This window comes from Pseudohoeflea suaedae, from assembly GCF_004354915.1.
Taxonomy (GTDB): domain Bacteria; phylum Pseudomonadota; class Alphaproteobacteria; order Rhizobiales; family Rhizobiaceae; genus Pseudohoeflea; species Pseudohoeflea suaedae.
The window spans coordinates 462,801-482,582 of sequence record NZ_SMSI01000001.1 but is presented as its reverse complement, the minus strand read 5'-3'; the positions used below and the strand labels follow the sequence as shown (position 1 = coordinate 482,582).

Genomic DNA, 19,782 nt, shown 5'->3' with positions numbered 1-19,782 from the left:
TCAAATGCCCCGCACTTCAAATCTGGACCGTTCAGATCGAAACCGCTGAGAGCGAAGGACCTAGCCCCTGAGCGTCCCGCCGGTCGACTTCTCGACATTGGCGACGACCTTGGCCGAGACCTTTTCGAGCTCTTCCTCGGTCAGCGTCTTGTCGCGCGGCTGAAGCGTGACCTCGATCGCCACCGACTTCCTGCCTTCGCCCAGCGAGGCTCCCTCGAAGATATCGAAGACCTTGACGCCGGTTATCAGTGCCTTGTCCGCACCGGTCGCGGCCCGGACGATGTCGCCGGCAGCCACGTCGCCATTCACCACGAAGGCAAAGTCGCGGCGCACGGCCTGGAACGGCGAAAGAGCCAGAACCGGCTTGGTGCGGGTCGCCTTGGCCCGCGGCTCGGGGATCGCGTCGATATGGACCTCGAAGCCGCAAAGCGGTCCCGTGACGTCGAGCGCCTCGAGGGCGCGCGGGTGAAACTCGCCGAAATAGCCGAGCACCACCTTGGGACCGAGCTTGATGACCCCCGAACGGCCCGGATGGAACCAGTCGGGCGCGCCGCGCTCGATCATCAGGCGGTCGACCGGCGCGCCGCAGGCCTCGAGCACCGCGAAGGCATCGGCCTTGGCATCGAAGACGCCGACGGCTTGCGCCGCGCCGTCCCAGTGCCGGCCAGCCCCTTCGAGCGTGGCGGTACCGCGGCGGATACCGCCGGCGACACGCCGCTGCCCTTCGGGAAGATCGCTTTCATAGGTGGCTGCGACCTCGAAGACCGCCGTATCGCCGAAGCCCCGGTCGGCATTGCGACCTGCGGCTGCCACAAGCCCCGGCAGCAGCGAGGGGCGCATGTCCGACATGTCCGCCGAGATCGGGTTCGACAGCTTCAGCTCGGGCTTGCCGCCGCCGAAGGCCCTGGCATGGTCTTCCGGGATGAAGGACCAGGTGACGGCTTCGTGCATGCCACGGGCGGCAAGCGTGCGGCGGGCCAGCCGGGTGCGGATCTGCAAGGTCGTCAGGATCCTGCCATTGACCGCCGCATGGCTGCCGAGCGGTCTCATCTCGATTTCGTTGACGCCGTGGATGCGCATGACCTCTTCCACCAGATCGGCCTTGCCGTCGACATCGGGACGCCAGGAGGGAACGACGAACCGGATGGTGTCGCCATCAATCGCGCCCTTGGCCTTGAAGCCGAGCTTTTCGAGGATGGCGATGCTCTCCTCGCGATCGACATCGAGGCCGGTGAGGCGTTTGGTTTCAGTCAGCGGGAAGTCCACCTCGTGATAGTGATGTCCGCTCTCGCCGACGAGTTCGCCCTCCTTCGAGGTGGGCTCGCCATACTTGATCAGGGTTTCCGACGGGGTGCCGCCGCAAAGATCCGTCACCAGGCGGGTGGCGAGCTGAATGCCGTCGGCCATGAATTCCGGATCGACGCCACGCTCGAAACGGTAGCGCGCATCGGTGACGATACCGAGATCGCGACCGGTACGGGCGACATTCATCGGATCCCAGAGGGCGGATTCGATAAGCACGTCGGTGGTGGTCTCGTCGCAGCCGGAGTGTTCCCCGCCCATGATGCCGGCAATGGATTCCACGCCGTTGTCATCGGCGATCACGCACATGTCGGCGCCGAGCGTGTATTCGCGGGTGTCGAGCGCCAGCACCGTCTCACCGTCTTTTGCCCGGCGAACGACAAGGTTGCCTTTGACCTTGGCGGTATCGAAGACGTGCAGCGGACGGCCGCGGTCGAAGGTGACGTAATTGGTGATGTCGACAAGCGCATTGATGGGGCGCAGGCCGATGGCGATCAGCCGCTTCTGCATCCAGAGCGGCGACGGGCCGTTCTTCACGCCGCGCACCAGGCGCAGCGCGAAACCGGGGCAGAGATCTGTTGCCTCGATGGTGACGTCGACCGGGCAGGCGCCCTCGCCCGTGACCGGTTCCACCGAACCGTCCTTGAGCGTGCCGAGACCGGCAGCGGCCAGATCGCGGGCGATCCCGTAGATGCTGGTGCAATCGGGGCGGTTGGGCGTGAGGTTGATGTCGATGACCGGATCATCGAGACCGGCATAGGCCGCGTAGGGCGTGCCGACGGGCGCATCTTCAGGCAGGTCGATGATGCCCTCGTGATTGTCGGAAATCTCCAGCTCACGCTCGGAGCACATCATGCCGAAGCTCTCGACACCGCGAATGGCGGCCGCTCCCAGCGTGACGTCGATCCCGGGCACATAGGTGCCGGGAGCCGCGAAGGCGCCGATGAGACCCGCGCGCGCATTGGGCGCGCCGCAGACGACCTGCACCGGATCGCCCGAACCGGTATCGACCTTGAGCACCTTGAGCTTGTCGGCATCGGGATGCGGTTCGGCGGAAACGATCTTGGCGATCGTGAAGGCCTTGAAGGCCGCCTTGTCGTCGACCTCTTCGACCTCGAGGCCGATCATGGTCAGTGTCTCGACGATCTCATCGAGCGAGGCGTCGGTTTCAAGGTGATCCTTGAGCCAGGAAAGCGTGAATTTCATTTCAATTGTTCCCGTTCATAGCCACAGGGCGGGATGTCGTTGTGTGTCGGCTCACGCGCTCAGCCCCGCAAACAGGGTGGGGATGTCGAGCGGGCGGAAGCCGTAATGGTCGATCCAGCGCACGTCGGCGTCGAAGAAGTCGCGCAGGTCCGGCATGCCGTATTTCAGCATGGCGATGCGGTCGATCCCCATGCCCCAGGCAAAGCCCTGATAGACGTCGGGATCGAGCCCGCCGGCCTTGAGCACATTGGGGTGAACCATGCCGCAGCCAAGAATTTCCATCCAGTCATTGCCCTCGCCGAAGCGCACTTCGCCGGGCTTCGAGCGGTCGCACTGGATATCGACCTCGAGGCTCGGTTCGGTGAAGGGGAAGAAGGACGGACGGAAGCGCATGTTGAGCGACGGCACCTCGAAGAAGGTCTTGCAGAACTCCTGCAGCGTCCACATCATGTTGCCGACATTGGCGGTCTCGTCGATCACGAGCCCTTCGAGCTGATGGAACATCGGCGAATGGGTCGCATCGGAATCCTGGCGATAGGTCTTGCCCGGGATCACGATGCGGATCGGCGGCTTCTGGCTCTCCATCGTGTGGACCTGAACCGGCGAGGTGTGCGTGCGCAGCAGTTTCCTCTTTCCGTCGGCATCCGGCGGGAAGAAGAAGGTGTCGTGCATCTCGCGCGCCGGATGGCCTTCGGGGAAGTTGAGGGCGGTGAAATTGTAATAATCGGTCTCGATATCCGGGCCTTCCGCAACCGCGAAACCCATGTCGGCGAAGATGGCGGTGATCTCGTCGATGACCTGGCTGATCGGATGAATGCGGCCACGTTCCGACGGCGAGGTGCGGACGGGAAGCGAGATATCGACGGTCTCGCGCGCCAGGCGCGCGGTGATGGCGGCGTCCTTCAGCTCGACCTTGCGTGCCGAGATCGCATCCGTCACACGCCCCTTCAGGCCGTTGATCGCGGGACCGGCCGTCTGACGCTCCTCGGCGCTCATGCCGCCGAGGCCCTTGAGCAATTCCGAGACCGAACCCTTCTTGCCGAGCGCGCCGACGCGGACAGCCTCGATCGCCGCTTCATCGCTCGCATTTTCGATATCGGCCATGATGGCCTTTTCGAGTTGTTCCAGATCGCTCATCGTCTCATCAGCCCTTTCCGGCTTTGTTCATTGTCGATGCGCCTCGCAGCTCCGGTCGAGCGGGCGCCTCTTCACTGCCCTTGCCGGCGCCATGTTGCAAGGCATCGGAGAGAAATCGTGTTGCGTTGAGAAACCGCTTGCCGTCCTTACCGAGCCCGCGATGCTTGAAAAGCCCCACCAGCGGTAAAAACGGCTTGACCGGCGCGATGATCGGCCCGACCCGCGGCAACACGCCCAAGGGTGCAGCGGCGCGGTAAGCGGCGAGCGCTCTTTCGGGCGTCTCCGGCTTCGGCGGGTCGGCACAGATCTGCATGAAGAGAAGCCAGACGTCGCGGGCCTGAGCATCGGCAAGCGGCATGCGTGCTTCCGGCTCTTCCTCGAAATCGTAAAAGCCGATCCGGCCGTTCCCGGCGACGAACATGTCGCGCGGATGCGGCCGTCCGTGACACAGACCGGCGGCATGGACCGCGCCGAGAGAGGACGCGATACGCAGGATCAGTTCCTCGGCAAGTTCCGTTTCGCCGGCTTCCACCAGCGCCCGAAGGCGCTTCTGTACATCCGCGCCGGTGTCGGAAAAGACCAGCGCCCGGTCACCTTTCAGAACGATGCGCGGAACGGGAATGCCCGCTGACGCAAAGGCTTCAAGCTTGCGCTGCTCGCGCTCGAGCTGAGCTGCGGGATCGGCAAGCGCGGCCGAGCGCAACGCGGCAACGGGGATCAGCGGGCTGAGGGCTGCGTGCGCGCGCTGGACAAGGCGAACCCGTTCGATGCCGAACCGCTTGACCCAGAAAACCCCCTCGCTTGCGTCGTTCGGGGCGGCGGAACCGGTCGCTCCCGGCAACACGACCCGGACGACGCGCTTGCCGTCGTCGGCCGTCAGCACCTGCATCAGCAGAGCCAGCGCATCCGACGCCAGGTCGTTCTCCGGTATGTTTGCCGTGTCGTCCATCGTGTCCGTTACGAAGGTGTCCAAAACGAAAAGATCCCGCGTCAGCCCAGGCCGCCGCGGGATCCCAAATGGTCAGATTTTATGCCTCAGGGAAAGCGCCGGCTTATTGAACCGCGCCTTCAAACTCGTTCGGCGTACCGGTTTCCTTGAGGTACTCGAGAGCCTTCTTGGAAGCCGCGACCAGAGCGGCGAATGCTGCCGGCTCATGGATAGCCATGTCCGAGAGAACCTTGCGGTCGATCTCGATACCGGCCTTGCCGAGGCCATCGATGAAGCGGCCGTAGGTCAGGCCATGCTCGCGGACGGCAGCGTTGATACGCTGGATCCAGAGCGCCCGGAAATTCCGCTTGCGCGCCTTGCGGTCGCGATAGGCGTACTGCATCGAGCGGTCGACAGCGGCCTTGGCCGTGCGGATGGTGTTCTTGCGACGTCCGTAGAAGCCCTTGGCTTTCTTGAGGACCTTCTTGTGCTTGGCGTGGGCGGTAACGCCCCGTTTTACGCGTGCCATGTCATGATCTCCTTAGATTGGGTCCGGTTCTCAAAGCCCGTTGGGCAGGAACTTCTTGACGATCCTGGCATCCGGCTCCGAAAGAACCATGGTGCCGCGGGCGTCGCGGATGAACTTGTTGGACCGCTTGATCATGCCGTGGCGCTTGCCGGCCTGAGCCGACTTGACCTTGCCGGTCGCGGTGATCTTGAACCGCTTCTTGGCAGACGATTTCGTCTTCATCTTGGGCATTTCGCTACTCCTTGCAGGCATTGATCGCTTCTCCCTCGCGGGTAAGCGACAGCCCTTGTTGTTCGATTGAGACGGTTGAAGAGACCGTCAAGCGTGTAGAACCGCCTCGGCATGCCCTGCCGGACGGTTCGGACGCGGCCTTATAGAGTGAAGGCGCCCAGGATGCAAGGGCGAAAGGGCAAGCGGAGAAACCGTTATCATCCGCTGCGCACAAAAAGAAAAAGACCGCAATGAATGCGGTCTTTCATCGGTAGGGGGCGAGTGGATCTGAACCGGGCCCCGCATCCTTGTCGCGGTCAGAGCCTCAGCGCGGCGCCAGGACCATCATCATCTGGCGGCCTTCGAGCTTCGGCTCGGCTTCCACCTTGGCGATTTCCTCGGTTTCAACCTTCACCCTCTGCAAGAGCTGCATGCCGAGTTCCTGGTGGGCCATTTCGCGGCCGCGGAAGCGAAGGGTGACCTTCACCTTGTCACCGTCGTCGAAGAACCGTCGCATCGCCTTCATCTTCACCTCATAGTCATGGGTGTCGATGTTCGGACGCATCTTGATTTCCTTGACCTCGACGGTCTTCTGCTTCTTGCGGGCCTCGGAGGCCTTCTTCTGGGACTGATATTTCAGCTTGCCCAGATCGACGAGCTTGCAAACCGGCACCTCGCCATTGGAATTGATCTCGACGAGATCGAGTCCCGCTTCCTCCGCGAGGTCAAGTGCCTCGGTGGTCGGGATTATGCCGCGGTTCTGGCCTTCTGCGTCGATAAGCTGAACCTTGGGGGCACGAATATCTCTGTTGGCGCGCGGCCCGTCATTCGTGGTAGGGGGCGCTCTGAAAGGTCTGCGAATGGCTCTGGTCTCCTGGACTATTGATCGGACGCGTGTTTGACAGCGGTCGGCCCCTTTGCGGGCTTCCGTCTGCCATGTCTACAAGACAACGCCGGTGTCAATAGCATGGTTGCGTGGAAAAATCACCTGCCACGCAAAGAGACTGTCAAAAGTCGCGTCTGCGCCGTGAGAACGCCGGGGACGGACATCCGAGAGCCGCACCGACACGGCACCGCCGGGACGAGAGATAGGGAGCAAAAAGCGTAATGACAATGAGCGATGTCCAAGAGAAACGCATCACGGTCGGCGAAAACGGACAGGCGCGCGAGATCGCCGCGCTGATCCGTCCGGCGACGTCGGTCGGACGTCCGGGAACGGTCTGGCTCGGCGGTTATCGCTCCGACATGACTGGCAGCAAGGCCGAGGCGATCTGCGTCCATCAAGGCTCGAGGGCCGCCTCCAGTATCCGCTTCGACTATTCGGGCCACGGCGCATCGGGCGGCGCCTTCACCGACGGAACCATCTCGCGCTGGCTCGAGGAAAGTCTCGCGGTGTTCGACCGCTTTGCCGAGACCCCGCAGATCCTCGTCGGCTCATCGATGGGCGGATGGATCGCGCTTCGCATGGCGCAGGAGCTAAAGAAGCGCGGACAGGCCGACCGCATCGCCGGCATGGTGCTGATCGCTCCGGCTCCGGACTTCACCCACGAACTGATGGAACCGGAGCTGTCCGCGGAAGAGCGCCGGTCGCTTGAAACCCGGGGCTATTTCGAGGAGCCCACGCCCTACGGCCCCGATCCCAACGTGTTCACCAAGGCGCTTTTCGACGACGGACGCGCCAACCGGGTTCTCGACGGCATCATCGAGGTCGACGCGCCGGTGACGATCATACAGGGGATGGAAGATCCGGATGTGCCGTGGCAGCACGCACTCAGGCTCGTCGAGCACCTGCCCTCGACCAATGTCGACGTGCAGCTCATTCGCGATGGCGACCACCGCCTCTCGCGTACCGAGGACATTCAGCGCATTCTCGCCGCTGTCGACAGGATCGCCGACGCGGCTTGATCCCGGGGTTTCGACGCGGCGTTTCCGCCCCGGAAACACCCCGATGTGTGACTTAATCTCCGCACTCGCCCCTCGGCGGTAACCATATTCCCATTCTAAGCGGAAGGCGGAATTGACAGTTCCGCTTCCCCGTATTTACCCTTTGTTAACTATCGGGCATGGGTAGGACGGGGAACCAAAGCATGATGAGCCTTCACCGGACGATGGTTCTTGCCATCGGCGTACTGGCCGGCGCTGCAGCCAACCAGGCAGCCTCTGCGCCTGCCCTTTCGGATTCCGCCGCGCCCGAGATCCCCGCGAAAACGATTTCCATGAAGACCGGCCGCATCACCTCCCAGCCGATCGGTCACTATGAATTCTGCAGGTCCTACCGCTCGGAATGCGGCCCGGTTTCCAGCCCGGCGGCTCCGCCGCGGGTGACCGATTACGGCTGGAAGGTCGTCCACGAGGTCAACGAGGCCGTCAACTTCTCCATCATGCCAATGACCGACATGGAGATCTACGGCCAGGAAGAAGTCTGGGCCTACCCCGATATTGCCGGAGACTGCGAGGACTATGCGCTCCTCAAGCGTCACATGCTCATCGAGCGCGGTTTCTCGGCCGGCGATCTGCTGATCACCGTCGTTCGCAAGCCGGATGGCGAAGGCCATGCCGTGCTGACGCTCCGGACCGCCGAAGGTGACTATGTCCTCGACAATCTGCAGGAGCAGGTTCTCGCCTGGACCGATACGCCCTACCGCTATCTCAAGCGTCAGTCGTCGGAAAATTCCGGCCGCTGGGTCACCATCGAGAACGGCACGGACCTGCTGGTGGGCTCGGTCGAGTAAGAGCCGTCAGGCTGCACGCCTTAGGTCCGGAAATTCCGCGACCTCAGACGCTGCCGATCAGCATGCCCGCGGCGAAAACCAGCGCGCCGCCCAGCACCACCTGAATGATGGCCCGGCTCCAGGGCGTTTCCATCCAGTGATTCTGGATCCAGGCGATGGCCCACAATTCCACGAAGACGACGGCAATGGCGACAGTCGTTGCCGTGCCGAAATGGGGTATCAGATAGGGCAAGGCATGACCCAGGCCGCCAATGGTGGTCATGATACCCGAGGCGAGCCCGCGCTTGACGGGAGAGCCTCTTCCGGAAAGCACGCCGTCATCATGGGCGGCTTCGGTGAACCCCATGGATATACCCGCGCCCACCGATGCCGAAAGACCGACGATGAAGGTCGTCGCCGTGTCCTGCGTGGCAAATGCGGTCGCAAAGATCGGCGCGAGCGTCGAAACCGAGCCGTCCATCAGGCCGGCGAGCCCGGGCTGGACATAGGTGAGGATGAAGCGTTTGCGCTCGGTCGATTCTTCCTCTCGCGCGACATCCTCCGGCGCGTGGGTTTCGGCGAGCCGTCGGGCGAGCGATTCATGCGCCTTTTCCTGCACCGCGAGATCGCCGAGCAGCTTGCGGGTCTCGGCATCGGACGACCGTGCGGCAGCCGCCAGATAGAAGCGGTGCGCCTGGCTTTCCATGTTCTCGGCTTCCGCACGGATACGGTCGAGCGGCAGGTTGCGCGCCAGCCAGTCGGGCTTGCGATCGTAATATCCGCGCACATGCTCGCGGCGTATCAGCGGAATGCGGTCGCCGAACTTCTTCTGATGCAGTTCGATCAGCCGCGCCCGATGGGTGTTTTCCTCCTCGGCCATGTCGTCGAAGATCCTGGCGGAATGCGGAAAATCGTCACGCAGCATGCCGGCATAGGCGAGATAAATCCGGGCATCGTCCTCCTCGGACGAGATGGCCAGAGCCAGCACTTCCTGCTCAGACAGCGTTTCGAAGGATCGTTTGCCGAAACTGAAAAGGGGAGCGAACATTTGGAGCACCTTTTTAGAATAATTCTAAAGTAGGATCGTTCGCGCCGGACGTCAATATGGATGGCGGCGCATTCGCAGGGATGGCGTCTTGAAACAGACAGGCTTGACTGCGATGACACAGCATGACCGACGAGATGAAAACAGGTGGCGGGACGGTCCTCGACTGGATCGGTCACAAGCTGGCCAACTGGCTCGACGAACCGACCTCCGGCTACGAGCCCTACACGCCCTCCGATCCCGATACGCTGCGCCGCACGCTCCGGCCCGGCGACGTGCTGCTTGTCGAAGGCAACCGCCGCATCTCCAAGACCATCAAATACCTTACCCAGTCGACATTCTCGCATTCCGCCCTCTATGTCGGCGACGCGCTGGATGAAGAAGGCGACGATCGCAATGACCGGCCGAGCCTTGTCGAGGTCAATCTCGGGCAGGGCTGCATCGCCGTTCCGCTTTCCAAATACGAGACCTACAATACCCGGATCTGCCGACCCGTCGGCCTGACGCAGGAGGACCGCGACCAGGTGGTCCGGTTCATGATCGGCAAGCTGGGCCTCAAATACGATCTGAAGAACATTCTCGACCTGATCCGCTACACCTGGTCGGCGCCACCCGTCCCCGTCGCATGGCGCAGGCGGATGCTGGCCCTCGGCTCGGGCGATCCCACGCGGGCGATCTGCTCGTCGCTGATCGCGCAGGCCTTCCAGAGCGTGAACTACCCCATCCTGCCGGAAATCACGCGAGCGCCCGGCCGGGCCGCGGCGACTTCCGATCACTCGCGACGCGAGATCCTGCACATCCGCCACTATTCGCTGTTCACGCCGCGCGATTTCGACCTTTCGCCCTATTTCCGCATCGTCAAGCCGACCATCGAGTTCGGCTTCGACTACAAGGAAATCGAGTGGGGTCCGGCGGGCGTGCCGCAAAACAGGACGATCGAGACCGGCAAGGCGGGAGATTGACAAGCCCCGCAGGGGCGGCGCATCACAGATGGCGAGGAGATGCGGATCGCCATGAGTGAGAACACCGGCAATGAGGCGGCGGAAAGCCAGGCAGCCGCGGACGGGAATGTCCGCGACCGGGTCTTTCACCCAAAGATCCTGACCACGCTTTCCGACTACAATCTTCCGACTTTCGGCTCAGACCTCATGGCCGGGCTGACGGTCGCCATGGTGGCGCTGCCGCTGGCCATGGCAATCGCGATCGCCTCCGGCGCGGAGCCGGGCGCCGGGCTGGTGACGGCCATCGTGGCCGGACTGGCGATCTCCGCATTCGGCGGCTCGCGCATCCAGATCGGCGGCCCCACCGGCGCCTTCATTGTCGTCGTCTACGACGTGATCGCCCGCCACGGCTATGACGGATTGCTGGTGGCCACGCTCATGGCCGGCGTCATCCTGATCGTCGCCGGCTTTCTGAAGGCCGGACGCTTGATCCGGCATGTGCCCGAGCCGGTGATCAACGGCTTCACCATCGGGATCGCGGTCATCATCGCCACGAGCCAGATCTCCGATTTCTTCGGCATCGACGCCGGCAAACTGCCCGCTGATTTCATTCCCAAACTTGCGGCCCTGTGGCAGGCGCACGGCACCTGGTCTGCAGCAAGCACCGTGATCGCCCTCCTGACGCTGTTGCTGATCGTCGTGTTCAGGAAGGCCGCGCCGAAACTGCCCGGACTGCTGGTCGCCGTGGCGCTCACTTCCGCAGCGGTGCCACTTCTCGGGCTGGATGTGGATACCATCGCCAGCCGCTTCGGCGGCATAGCCTCGGCACTGCCCACCCCTTCCCTGCCGGCGGTCGATCTCGACACGCTCCATACGCTGCTTCCCTCGGCCATCATCATCGCTTTTCTGGCGGGCATCGAATCCCTGCTTTCCGCGCTCGTGGCCGACCGGATGGCGGGGACGGCGCATCGCTCCAATACCGAACTTACCGCCCAGGGACTGGCAAACTGCATCTCCGCCGTCTTCGGCGGACTTCCCGCCACGGGCGCGATCGCGCGGACCGCGACGAATATCCGCGCCGGGGCTAAAACGCCTGTCTCCGGCATTGCGCATTCCCTGTTTCTTCTCGGGTTCATGATGCTGGCCGCTCCTCTGGCGGGCATGCTGGCACTTCCCGCTCTCTCCGCCGTTCTCGTTCTCACCGCCTGGAACATGGCCGAACCCCAGCACCTGAGGGAGCGGTTCAGGGGTGATCGCGCGGATATCTTCCTGCTCGTGATGACGTTGCTGCTGACGGTTCTCGCCGACCTGACGATCGCAATCGGCGCAGGCGTGGCTGTCGGGCTCATGCTGAGGCTCAGACGGCGAAAGGCTCCGGAGCCGGAATGGAAGGTGCCCGAACGCTAGACCATGCTGCCTTGAATTGTATAAACCACAACCTGCACCATCCCGCAGACGACACTGCGCCCACATCCCATGCGAGTCCGAATGTCCAAACATGCGAGTACCAGCGCGAACGAGGTGACGGTGGGCGATCCAGGCGTCTATCTCATCAATCTCGATCGCGCCGTCGAGCGCAGGGTGTTCATGGAAGAGCAGTTCGAACGGCTCGGGATCGATCACAACCGCATCACCGCAGTCGACCGGCAGGACATCGACGCATCATGCCCGGATTTCGACGCCGGCGCCTACGCCCGCCTGCACGGCCGCCGGTTCAATGGCAGCGAGATCGCCTGCTATCTCAGCCATATCGAGGCGCTGAGGGCCTTTCTGAAGACCGGCGCCGGCCATGCGCTCATACTCGAGGATGATGCGAAGCTGCCCGATGACCTTGCGGACGTCATGAAGGCGGCCATCGCCCGCTCGGGCGAATGGGACATTCTCAGACTTTCCACGGTCAATGACGGTATCCGGCTTCCCTATTCGCATCTCACAGGCAAATACGACCTCGCCATCGCACTCACCCGGGAGAAGGGGGCTGCCGCCTACATGGTCAACCGCCGCTGTGCCGAGCGCTTCATCGAGAAGCTTCTGCCCATCCAGGTTGCCTGGGACATCGCCTTCGATCTCGAATATCTTCACGGCTTGAGGTCGGTCTTCGTCGAACCGCCGCCTGTCGATCAACGCAGTCATTTTCCGACCCAGATCCAGAATACCGTCCGGCAAAGCAAGCTTCCCTCCAGCCGCTACCTGACCGTCTTCCCGTTCCGGGCGAAGATCGAAACACTTCGCTTTCTCACGCGCGGGGCAAGGCTGCTTGCATTGAAGCTCGGCAAGAACCCGAGCGGCAGCGGGAAGCCGACGAAGAGGTGAGAATGGATTTCCGGTCCGGCACCCTGCTCCATTTCCTTCTCCTGCGCCGGCGGGTCGATCCATGGCTGCTGACGATCGCGGCGGCATCGATCCTGGTCGTCGAGAAGGTTTCGATCGTGCTGTTCGCGTGGTTCGTCGGCACCGGCATCTATTACGCCATCTTTCGTCCCCGGACGCTCCGTGCGGTTGATCCCGGTCATGCGGTTGCGGCCATCGGCCTCGCGGCCGGCGCTGTCGCGATCCACCTTCTCAATGGCAGCCTGCCCGAAGATGGCCGCTATGCAAGCTACCCGCTCTATTTCGCCGCCTTCCTGCCCATGGCGGCGGGCATGACGCTGGTTCGCGATCCGGTCCGGCAGGTCGTGATCGGAATGCGGGCAGGCCTGCTCATGGTGGCCGTCTGGGCGGTCGGCGCGTTGATCGTGAACGCGCTCGAGGGGGGAGCCGGGCCTTTCCGCTACGGCTTCGGCGTTACCCAGACCAATGCGGCTTTCGCCATCACCTTCTGCGCCATCTGGAGCCGCATGAAGGTCACGGGCCTGACCGGCGGGCTCGCCAACCGGAGAATCTGCTTCTATCTCGCTCTCGTCCCGGTGCTCGCCACCGGAACGCGGGCAACATTGCCGGTCTTCCTGATTGCCGGCCTCATGGACATCGTTCATCTGTCGCGCCGCGCGCGCACCGCGCTGCCGTCCCGCAAGGTCGTGACGGCAGCGGGACTGGGCTGCGTTCTGGCCGTTGCGGCGGCGGGCTGGCTGCTGGCCCCCAGCCTCGAAAGCCGGTTCGACGACACGATAAGGGAGGTCTCCGCGCTGGCTCATGAGCCCGACCCGACCAAGGGCGGGGCGCCCATCCGCGCGATCCTGTGGGGAGCGGCGGCGCAGGTCATCGCCGCGCACCCCGTCATCGGCATTGGCGGGCAGCGCACGATCACCGAACTCGATGCGCACCTTCCCGAGCAACACCGCACCATGCTCGAGCCGCTCACCTTTTCGCACAATGCGCTTCTCGACGAATGGATGCAGCGCGGCATACTGGGCATATGCCTTCATGCCGCCTTCTTCGGTTTCTGCTTCTGGCGCATCTGGCGCGACGGACCGCCGGATATCCGCGAGAACGCCATCCTGATGGGCACGCTCACCGTCGCATTCGGCGCGCTTCACTACCTGCTGCTGGTCGACCGCCATGTCGCGCTTTACGCGCTCTATTTCGCCGTGGTGATCTCATGCCTCCGGGGTGTCCGGCCGCCCTTCAGGCCCAGGGTCAGGATCTGCGAACAGAACTGGAATGGCGCGGGCGATCGCAGCCAGATCGGCAGCTCCCGCCCCTGAGGTCCGCGAAGTCCCGATATTTCAGTAGCTGAGGCAGCCTGGGCGACAATTCAAAGATTGCCTTTTTCCGCCGGACTGATAAATCCCGCCTCATGACCGACACCCCGCTTTCCCACATTCGCAACTTCTCGATCGTCGCCCATATCGACCATGGAAAGTCGACGCTCGCTGACCGCCTGATCCAGAGTACCGGATCGATCGAGCAGCGCGAGATGAAGGAACAGATCCTCGACTCGATGGATATCGAGCGCGAACGCGGCATCACCATCAAGGCCCAGACCGTGCGCCTGGAGTATGATGCCGAGGACGGCCAGCATTACGTGCTGAACCTGATCGACACGCCCGGACATGTCGACTTCGCCTACGAAGTCTCGCGGTCGCTGTCGGCCTGCGAGGGCTCGCTGCTGGTCGTCGACGCCTCGCAAGGGGTGGAAGCCCAGACGCTCGCCAATGTCTACCAGGCCATCGACAACAATCACGAGATCGTCACGGTTCTCAACAAGGTCGACCTTCCTGCCGCCGACAGCGAGCGGGTGAAGGAACAGATCGAGGAAGTGATCGGTCTCGACGCGTCCGACGCGATCCCGATCTCGGCTAAGACCGGCGTCGGCGTGCCCGATGTTCTCGAGGCCATCGTCAAGCGGCTGCCTGCGCCGAAGACCGGCGATCCGAATGCGCCCTTGAAGGCGCTCCTCGTCGACAGCTGGTATGACGCCTATCTTGGCGTGATCGTGCTGGTGCGCATCATCGACGGCAAGCTGCGCAAGGGCCAGCAGATCCGCATGATGGGCACCGACGCACGCTATCCCGTCGATCGCGTCGGCGTGATCACACCCAAAATGGTGATGGTCCCCGATCTCGGACCCGGCGAAATCGGCTTCATCACCGCCTCCATCAAGGAAGTGGCCGATACCCGCGTCGGCGACACGATCACCGATGACAAGAAGCCGACGGCGGAAGCGCTGCCGGGCTTCAAACCGGCGCAGCCGGTGGTGTTCTGCGGCATCTTCCCGATCGACGCGGCGGACTTCGAAGACCTGCGCTCGGCCGTCGGCAAATTGCGGCTCAACGATGCGAGCTTCTCTTTCGAGATGGAGACGTCGGCAGCGCTCGGCTTCGGCTTCCGCTGCGGCTTCCTCGGCCTTCTGCACCTGGAAATCATCCAGGAAAGGCTCGAGCGCGAATTCAACCTCGATCTCATCGCCACCGCGCCGTCGGTGGTCTATCACATGACGATGACCAATGGCGACCAGCTGGACCTGCACAATCCGGCCGACATGCCGGACGTGGTCAAGATCGCGGCGATCGAGGAGCCCTGGATCAAGGCCACGATCATGACGCCGGACGATTATCTGGGCGCCATCCTCAAGCTGTGCCAGGAACGGCGCGGGCTGCAGATCGACCTCTCCTATGTCGGCTCGCGCGCTATGGTGACCTACGAACTGCCGCTCAACGAGGTGGTGTTCGACTTCTACGACCGCCTGAAGTCGATCTCGAAGGGCTATGCCAGCTTCGACTATCACATCATCGGCAATCGCGAGGGCGATCTGGTGAAGATGTCTATCCTCGTCAACGAGGAACCGGTCGACGCGCTGTCGATGCTGGTTCACCGGTCGGCGGCCGAAAAACGCGGTCGCGCGATGTGCGAAAAGCTCAAGGAACTCATCCCCCGCCACATGTTCAAGATCCCCGTCCAGGCGGCGATCGGCGGCCGTGTGATCGCCCGCGAGACCATTGCCGCGCTGCGCAAGGACGTGACCGCCAAGTGCTATGGCGGCGACGCCAGCCGCAAGCGCAAGCTTCTCGACAAGCAGAAGGCGGGCAAGAAGCGCATGCGCCAGTTCGGCAAGGTGGAGATCCCGCAGGAAGCCTTCATCGAGGCGCTGAAGATCGGCGAATAGGATGTTTTCCACCCGGCCGAAGACCGGCCGGAGCGCCTCTCGGGACCTCATGCAAGGATCGGCGAAACTATTTCGGCTTCATCCCGATTATGAAGTTGACATGACGGGCCGCACCGCCTAAATCCGGCCCCGTCGCCCAGATGGCGGAATTGGTAGACGCGCCAGCTTCAGGTGCTGGTACTGGCAACGGTGTGGAGGTTCGAGTCCTCTTCTGGGCACCAATTCTTTCTTCCGGCTCGCCCCGGAAAATCCAAGAAACCCCGCGAAAGCGGGGTTTTTTGTTGCTCGGCGACATCTTGCACCTGATGTTGAAACGGGCCCCTTGCCGGCGGTTCCGAGCGAGGGCGGCGGTCCGCCCCGGTCCGGCAGATCATGAGCTGCAACCGAAACGAACCGCCGATGCGACCGCATGCGGGGGAGGCCTCGCCTGCCCATGGGCTCGCGGCCAAGCGTGCCGCCGGCTGCGCAGCGGGGGCGTCCATTTCCCTCCCGCCCGATGGAAGATGCTTTATATATATTCATTGTTATTTACCGATCCTTTAGGAGATCAGAATATTCGGAATAACACAGCGACATGAAAGCACCTGTCATTTCGGTCGGTCGCTGCGATTGCCGCGAAAGGCGTCTGTGGGGCGCGGTCGTGGAGAATATCGTCCTCGTAGGCGGGGACCGGAGTAGATTCATATGAAAATCAGCGGGAAAATTCAGCTCGTCGGCGGCGTCATGGGGCTGGTCGCCGTCCTGATGGGCATCATCGCCGTCGCCGTCGTATTCGGCTACAGCGATCAATTGAAACGGTACGAAAACGCCTCCGAGCGCGCCTTTCTGGGCGAGCACCTGAACCGACAGGTTACGGCGGTCGTGATGGACGCACGCGGCGTCTACATGGCCGAATCGACCGAAAAGGCGAAGAAGTTCGCCGACAACATTCTCATAAATCTCGACGGTATCGACGAGACGCTCGCCCAGTGGGGGCCGCTCGTCCCCGCAACGCAGACAGAAGCCTTTGCCGGCGTCGTCGAAGGCGCAATGGGTTTCCGCGAGTTCCGGTCGGAAACCGCGCGCCTGGGCACCGAGGTTTCGCCCGAGGCAGCCAACCAGCAGGGCAACAACGAGGCCAACCGCGCCAACCGCAAGGCATTCCAGGCCTATATCGATGAAGTCATCGGCCAGGACCGCAGCAACCTCGATACGATCAAGGCCGATATGGGCCAGTTCAAGTCCTCCATGCTGCTGATGGTCGGTCTGACCGGCATTATCGGCCTTGCCGTGGGTCTGGGTGTCGCCTCGTTCATCGCCCGTCGTCATCTGAGCCAGCCGATCCAGAACATCACGAACACAATGAGCGAACTCGTCAGGGGCAATCTCGACGCGGAAGTCCCCTATGCGGGACGCCCGGACGAGATCGGCGAGATGGCAGCAGCCGTCCAGGTGTTCCGTGAGAACGCCATCGACAACCGTCGCGTCCACGCCCAGGAAGAAGCCCTGCGCGCCAAGAGCGCCGATCTGCAATCGTCGATCGCAGGCGTCGTCAAGGCGGCCGCTGCGGGCGATTTCTCGAGCCGTATCACCAAGGACTACGAGAACGAGGACCTCAACCGTTTCGCGGCTTCGATCAACGAGCTTCTGGCGGGCGTCAGCGACGCGGTGACCGAAACCCAGCGGGTGATCGGCCAGCTTGCCAGCGGCAATCTCACCGACAGCATGAACGGCGAGTTCCTCGGCGTGCTCGGCGACCTGCAGCGCGACGTCAACTCGGCACTGTCGACGCTGAAAGCCACGATGCTCGATGTTCGCGCATCGTCGGACTCGGTCAATTCGAGCGCCAGCGAACTGAAGGTCGCCTCCGACGACCTCGCCAAGCGGTCCGAACAGCAGGCGGCCTCGCTCGAGGAAACCTCGGCCGCTCTCGACGAGATCACCGCCGCGGTGAAGAACTCGACCGAGCGCGCCCAGTCCGCGACCGTCATGGTCGGCGATGCCACCCGCAGCGCCAAGCAGTCGGGCGAAGTCGTCCGCAACGCGATCGATTCGATGGAACGGATCGAGCAGGCCTCGCACGAGATCACGCAGATCATCAACGTGATCGACGAGATCGCCTTCCAGACCAACCTTCTGGCGCTCAATGCCGGCGTCGAGGCCGCCCGTGCCGGCGAAGCCGGTCGCGGATTCGCGGTCGTCGCCCAGGAAGTGCGCGAACTGGCGCAGCGCGCGGCGAGTGCCGCCAAGGACATCAAGACGCTCATCCTCAAGTCGGGCGAAGAAGTCCAGGTCGGCGTGCGTCACGTGCAGGAAACCGGCACCTCGCTGTCCGAGATCGAGAACCATGTGCTCAAGATCAACGATCACATCAACGAGATCGCAACCGCGGCCCGTGAGCAGTCGGTCGGCCTGCAGGAAGTCTCCACCGCCATCAACGAGATGGATCAGGTGACCCAGCGCAATGCCGCGATGGTCGAGGAGATGTCGGCAGCCACCCACAAGCTGGGCGGCGACGCCGACAGCCTCAATTCGATGGTGTCGCGCTTCCGGGTCGACAATGGTGCGGCCGCACGCCCGGCAGTCGCCCGGGCGCAGTCTCACGCTCCGGTCGCTTCGCCCGCACGAGCCATGATGGCGAAGGTATCCCGCGCGGTCGGCGGTGGCGGAGCCGCTGCTCTGGCGCAGGCTCCGGCTGCCGAGGGTTGGGAAGAGTTCTGATAGCGGCGTGACGCTACGCGAAATGAGAGCCGGCCACCGCGAGGTGGCCGGCTTTTTTGTTTCGTGCCGATGGTGAACCGGTTTTCGGCCCTGTCTTCCGGTGGTCAGGCCGTCAGGATCCGCTCGCTTGCGGCCGAGATCAGCGCCTCGGCATCAGCCTGTGTGGCCGCTTCCGCATAGACGCGCATTTCGGGTGCATTTCCCGAAGGGCGGAGGTGGAGAATACGGCCGTCGGCTAGCGTCATGCGCAATCCGTCGGTCATGTCGAAACTGGCGACCTCGCCGATCGGAGCCAGGAAGTCCGCGCGCGCCGTTTCATCGCCCGAGAGGCTGGCTACCAGCGCCTTGCCCTTCCCGGTCGGAAAATTCTCGATCCGGCCGCTCGCGGCCACCGGCAGTGCAAGCCCCTCCACCAGGGCCGACAGGGCCAGCCGGCTTCCCAGCGATACCGCGAGCATCGCAAGGATCGGCAACACGCTGTCGCGGGTCGGCAGCGCGGACAATTCCGCCTTTCCGAAGGTAAAGGGCGAGCCGGTCAGCACGCCGCCATTGGCCTCGAAACCGACAATGCGCCGCGCACCATCGCCCGCAGCCGCAGCCATCTCCGCGATGACGTAGGGAGAGCCGACCTTCGTGCGGCGGGTCCGGGCATCGACGCGGGTTTCGATGCCCGAATTCGACGTCACCGGCGTGATGACCGCATCGGCCTCCAGAAGCCGTGACACCACGAGCCCGAGCACATCGCCACGGATTACCGCACCCTTTTCGTCGGCAACCAGTGGCCGGTCTCCGTCACCATCGGCGGAGACGAGCGCATCAAGCCCGTAGCGCTCGACCCAGACCCGGATGCGGGCGCGGGTCTGGTCGGACACCGCCTCGGTGTCGACCGGAATGAAGGTCTCGGAATGGCCGACGGGAACGATCTCGGCGCCGGTCGGGGCAAGAATATCGGCCAGGACCGAGCGAATGACGGATGAGTGCTCGTAGATGCCGATGCGCCTGCCGGCGAGGCAGCCTTCGGCAAGAAAGCCGCGATAGCGCGCAACGAAGCCGGCGCGGGCGCCGGCTTCCTCTTCGGCGGGCTTGTGGTGGGCCGTCCATCGCAAGGCCGCCTTGTCGACCGTTTCGACCGAGGCTGTCATCGCGGCTTCGTCGCCCTTGTCGATTTCACCGTCCGGACGGTAGAATTTCACACCGTTTCGATCTGCCGGAATATGCGATCCGGTGATCATGATCGATGCGGCCTTGCGGGCCATCGCATGAACCGCAAGAGCAGGAGTGGGCAGGGTGCCGCAATCGACCGGCTCGAGCTTTTCGTCCTCGATTGCGGCCATGCAATGGGCCGCGATTTCCGCGCTCGAAGGGCGCAGGTCCTGGCCGACGAAGACGGGATCGCCATCGGCGATCGATCCGCTCGCCCTGAGGTGACGCAGGAAGGCCGTCGTATAGGCCGCTGCCGTGCCGTCATCGAGTTCCCCGACAAGGCCACGCAGCCCGCTTGTTCCGAATTTGGCTGCCATGGTGAGGG

16 protein-coding genes and 1 tRNA gene are annotated in these 19,782 nt (G+C 63.3%); 9 read left to right on the top strand and 8 right to left on the bottom strand.

Features of this window, described 5'->3' with window-relative positions:
- Positions 1–60 precede the first annotated feature (60 nt).
- The 6 genes from pheT to infC all read right to left on the bottom strand — a co-directional run bounded on the left by pheT (position 61) and on the right by infC (position 6,174).
- On the bottom strand, positions 61–2,508 hold the full coding sequence (pheT, locus tag E2A64_RS02275) for a phenylalanine--tRNA ligase subunit beta (protein ID WP_133282817.1): 2,448 nt from the start codon (positions 2,506–2,508) through the stop codon (positions 61–63).
- Positions 2,509–2,559: 51 nt separating this feature from the next.
- On the bottom strand, positions 2,560–3,645 hold the full coding sequence (gene pheS / locus E2A64_RS02270) for a phenylalanine--tRNA ligase subunit alpha (RefSeq protein WP_133282816.1): 1,086 nt from the start codon (positions 3,643–3,645) through the stop codon (positions 2,560–2,562).
- A 7-nt stretch (positions 3,646–3,652) separates the two neighbouring features.
- Complete coding sequence (locus E2A64_RS02265; RefSeq protein WP_133282815.1) at positions 3,653–4,618, bottom strand: BUD32 family EKC/KEOPS complex subunit; 966 nt, start codon at positions 4,616–4,618, stop codon at positions 3,653–3,655.
- A gap of 79 nt (positions 4,619–4,697) precedes the next feature.
- Entirely contained in the window at positions 4,698–5,102 is a 405-nt protein-coding gene (gene rplT / locus E2A64_RS02260) for a 50S ribosomal protein L20 (RefSeq protein WP_133282814.1), read from the bottom strand.
- A gap of 30 nt (positions 5,103–5,132) precedes the next feature.
- Positions 5,133–5,333, bottom strand: coding sequence for a 50S ribosomal protein L35 (rpmI, locus tag E2A64_RS02255; protein ID WP_133282813.1), 201 nt, complete (start codon positions 5,331–5,333; stop codon positions 5,133–5,135).
- Between the two features lie 304 nt (positions 5,334–5,637).
- On the bottom strand, positions 5,638–6,174 hold the full coding sequence (gene infC / locus E2A64_RS02250; RefSeq protein WP_133282812.1) for a translation initiation factor IF-3: 537 nt from the start codon (positions 6,172–6,174) through the stop codon (positions 5,638–5,640).
- Positions 6,175–6,419: 245 nt separating this feature from the next.
- Here infC and E2A64_RS02245 point away from each other — a divergent pair, with 245 nt between their 5' ends.
- Complete coding sequence (locus E2A64_RS02245) at positions 6,420–7,217, top strand: alpha/beta hydrolase (RefSeq protein ID WP_133282811.1); 798 nt, start codon at positions 6,420–6,422, stop codon at positions 7,215–7,217.
- Positions 7,218–7,402: 185 nt separating this feature from the next.
- Positions 7,403–8,044, top strand: a complete 642-nt coding sequence (locus E2A64_RS02240; protein WP_174235764.1) for a transglutaminase-like cysteine peptidase — start codon at positions 7,403–7,405, stop codon at positions 8,042–8,044.
- Between the two features lie 43 nt (positions 8,045–8,087).
- On the opposite strand, the gene mbfA is transcribed toward E2A64_RS02240, so the two are convergent.
- Positions 8,088–9,071 (bottom strand): iron exporter MbfA, encoded by a 984-nt coding sequence (gene mbfA, locus E2A64_RS02235; RefSeq protein WP_133282810.1) that lies wholly within the window; start codon positions 9,069–9,071, stop codon positions 8,088–8,090.
- Between the two features lie 134 nt (positions 9,072–9,205).
- Here mbfA and E2A64_RS02230 point away from each other — a divergent pair, with 134 nt between their 5' ends.
- The 7 genes from E2A64_RS02230 to E2A64_RS02200 all read left to right on the top strand — a co-directional run bounded on the left by E2A64_RS02230 (position 9,206) and on the right by E2A64_RS02200 (position 18,254).
- On the top strand, positions 9,206–10,030 hold the full coding sequence (locus tag E2A64_RS02230; RefSeq protein WP_133284213.1) for a C40 family peptidase: 825 nt from the start codon (positions 9,206–9,208) through the stop codon (positions 10,028–10,030).
- A gap of 51 nt (positions 10,031–10,081) precedes the next feature.
- Positions 10,082–11,416 (top strand): SulP family inorganic anion transporter, encoded by a 1,335-nt coding sequence (locus E2A64_RS02225; RefSeq protein ID WP_133282809.1) that lies wholly within the window; start codon positions 10,082–10,084, stop codon positions 11,414–11,416.
- A gap of 81 nt (positions 11,417–11,497) precedes the next feature.
- Positions 11,498–12,322, top strand: a complete 825-nt coding sequence (locus tag E2A64_RS02220) for a glycosyltransferase family 25 protein (protein ID WP_158285662.1) — start codon at positions 11,498–11,500, stop codon at positions 12,320–12,322.
- A gap of 2 nt (positions 12,323–12,324) precedes the next feature.
- Positions 12,325–13,653: an O-antigen ligase family protein gene (locus tag E2A64_RS02215; RefSeq protein WP_133282807.1), complete on the top strand. Its 1,329-nt coding sequence runs from the start codon at positions 12,325–12,327 to the stop codon at positions 13,651–13,653.
- A 92-nt stretch (positions 13,654–13,745) separates the two neighbouring features.
- Positions 13,746–15,554 (top strand): translation elongation factor 4, encoded by a 1,809-nt coding sequence (gene lepA, locus E2A64_RS02210; RefSeq protein ID WP_133282806.1) that lies wholly within the window; start codon positions 13,746–13,748, stop codon positions 15,552–15,554.
- 134 nt (positions 15,555–15,688) lie between these two features.
- A tRNA-Leu gene (locus tag E2A64_RS02205) sits at positions 15,689–15,775 on the top strand.
- A gap of 463 nt (positions 15,776–16,238) precedes the next feature.
- Positions 16,239–18,254, top strand: a complete 2,016-nt coding sequence (locus E2A64_RS02200; RefSeq protein ID WP_133282805.1) for a methyl-accepting chemotaxis protein — start codon at positions 16,239–16,241, stop codon at positions 18,252–18,254.
- A 104-nt stretch (positions 18,255–18,358) separates the two neighbouring features.
- On the opposite strand, the gene E2A64_RS02195 is transcribed toward E2A64_RS02200, so the two are convergent.
- On the bottom strand, positions 18,359–19,774 hold the full coding sequence (locus tag E2A64_RS02195) for a phosphomannomutase (protein WP_133282804.1): 1,416 nt from the start codon (positions 19,772–19,774) through the stop codon (positions 18,359–18,361).
- Positions 19,775–19,782: the final 8 nt, after the last annotated feature.

Bases quoted from the DNA above. Each gene is read 5' to 3' on its own strand.
- pheT (WP_133282817.1), bottom strand. From the start codon at position 2,508: ATGAAATTCACGCTTTCCTGGCTCAAGGATCACCTTGAAACCGACGCC.
- pheS (WP_133282816.1), bottom strand. From the start codon at position 3,645: ATGAGCGATCTGGAACAACTCGAAAAGGCCATCATGGCCGATATCGAA.
- rplT (WP_133282814.1), bottom strand. From the start codon at position 5,102: ATGGCACGCGTAAAACGGGGCGTTACCGCCCACGCCAAGCACAAGAAG.
- rpmI (WP_133282813.1), bottom strand. From the start codon at position 5,333: ATGCCCAAGATGAAGACGAAATCGTCTGCCAAGAAGCGGTTCAAGATC.
- E2A64_RS02245 (WP_133282811.1), top strand. From the start codon at position 6,420: ATGACAATGAGCGATGTCCAAGAGAAACGCATCACGGTCGGCGAAAAC.
- E2A64_RS02240 (WP_174235764.1), top strand. From the start codon at position 7,403: ATGAGCCTTCACCGGACGATGGTTCTTGCCATCGGCGTACTGGCCGGC.
- mbfA (WP_133282810.1), bottom strand. From the start codon at position 9,071: ATGTTCGCTCCCCTTTTCAGTTTCGGCAAACGATCCTTCGAAACGCTG.
- E2A64_RS02230 (WP_133284213.1), top strand. From the start codon at position 9,206: ATGAAAACAGGTGGCGGGACGGTCCTCGACTGGATCGGTCACAAGCTG.
- E2A64_RS02225 (WP_133282809.1), top strand. From the start codon at position 10,082: ATGAGTGAGAACACCGGCAATGAGGCGGCGGAAAGCCAGGCAGCCGCG.
- E2A64_RS02220 (WP_158285662.1), top strand. From the start codon at position 11,498: ATGTCCAAACATGCGAGTACCAGCGCGAACGAGGTGACGGTGGGCGAT.
- E2A64_RS02215 (WP_133282807.1), top strand. From the start codon at position 12,325: ATGGATTTCCGGTCCGGCACCCTGCTCCATTTCCTTCTCCTGCGCCGG.
- lepA (WP_133282806.1), top strand. From the start codon at position 13,746: ATGACCGACACCCCGCTTTCCCACATTCGCAACTTCTCGATCGTCGCC.
- E2A64_RS02200 (WP_133282805.1), top strand. From the start codon at position 16,239: ATGAAAATCAGCGGGAAAATTCAGCTCGTCGGCGGCGTCATGGGGCTG.
- E2A64_RS02195 (WP_133282804.1), bottom strand. From the start codon at position 19,774: ATGGCAGCCAAATTCGGAACAAGCGGGCTGCGTGGCCTTGTCGGGGAA.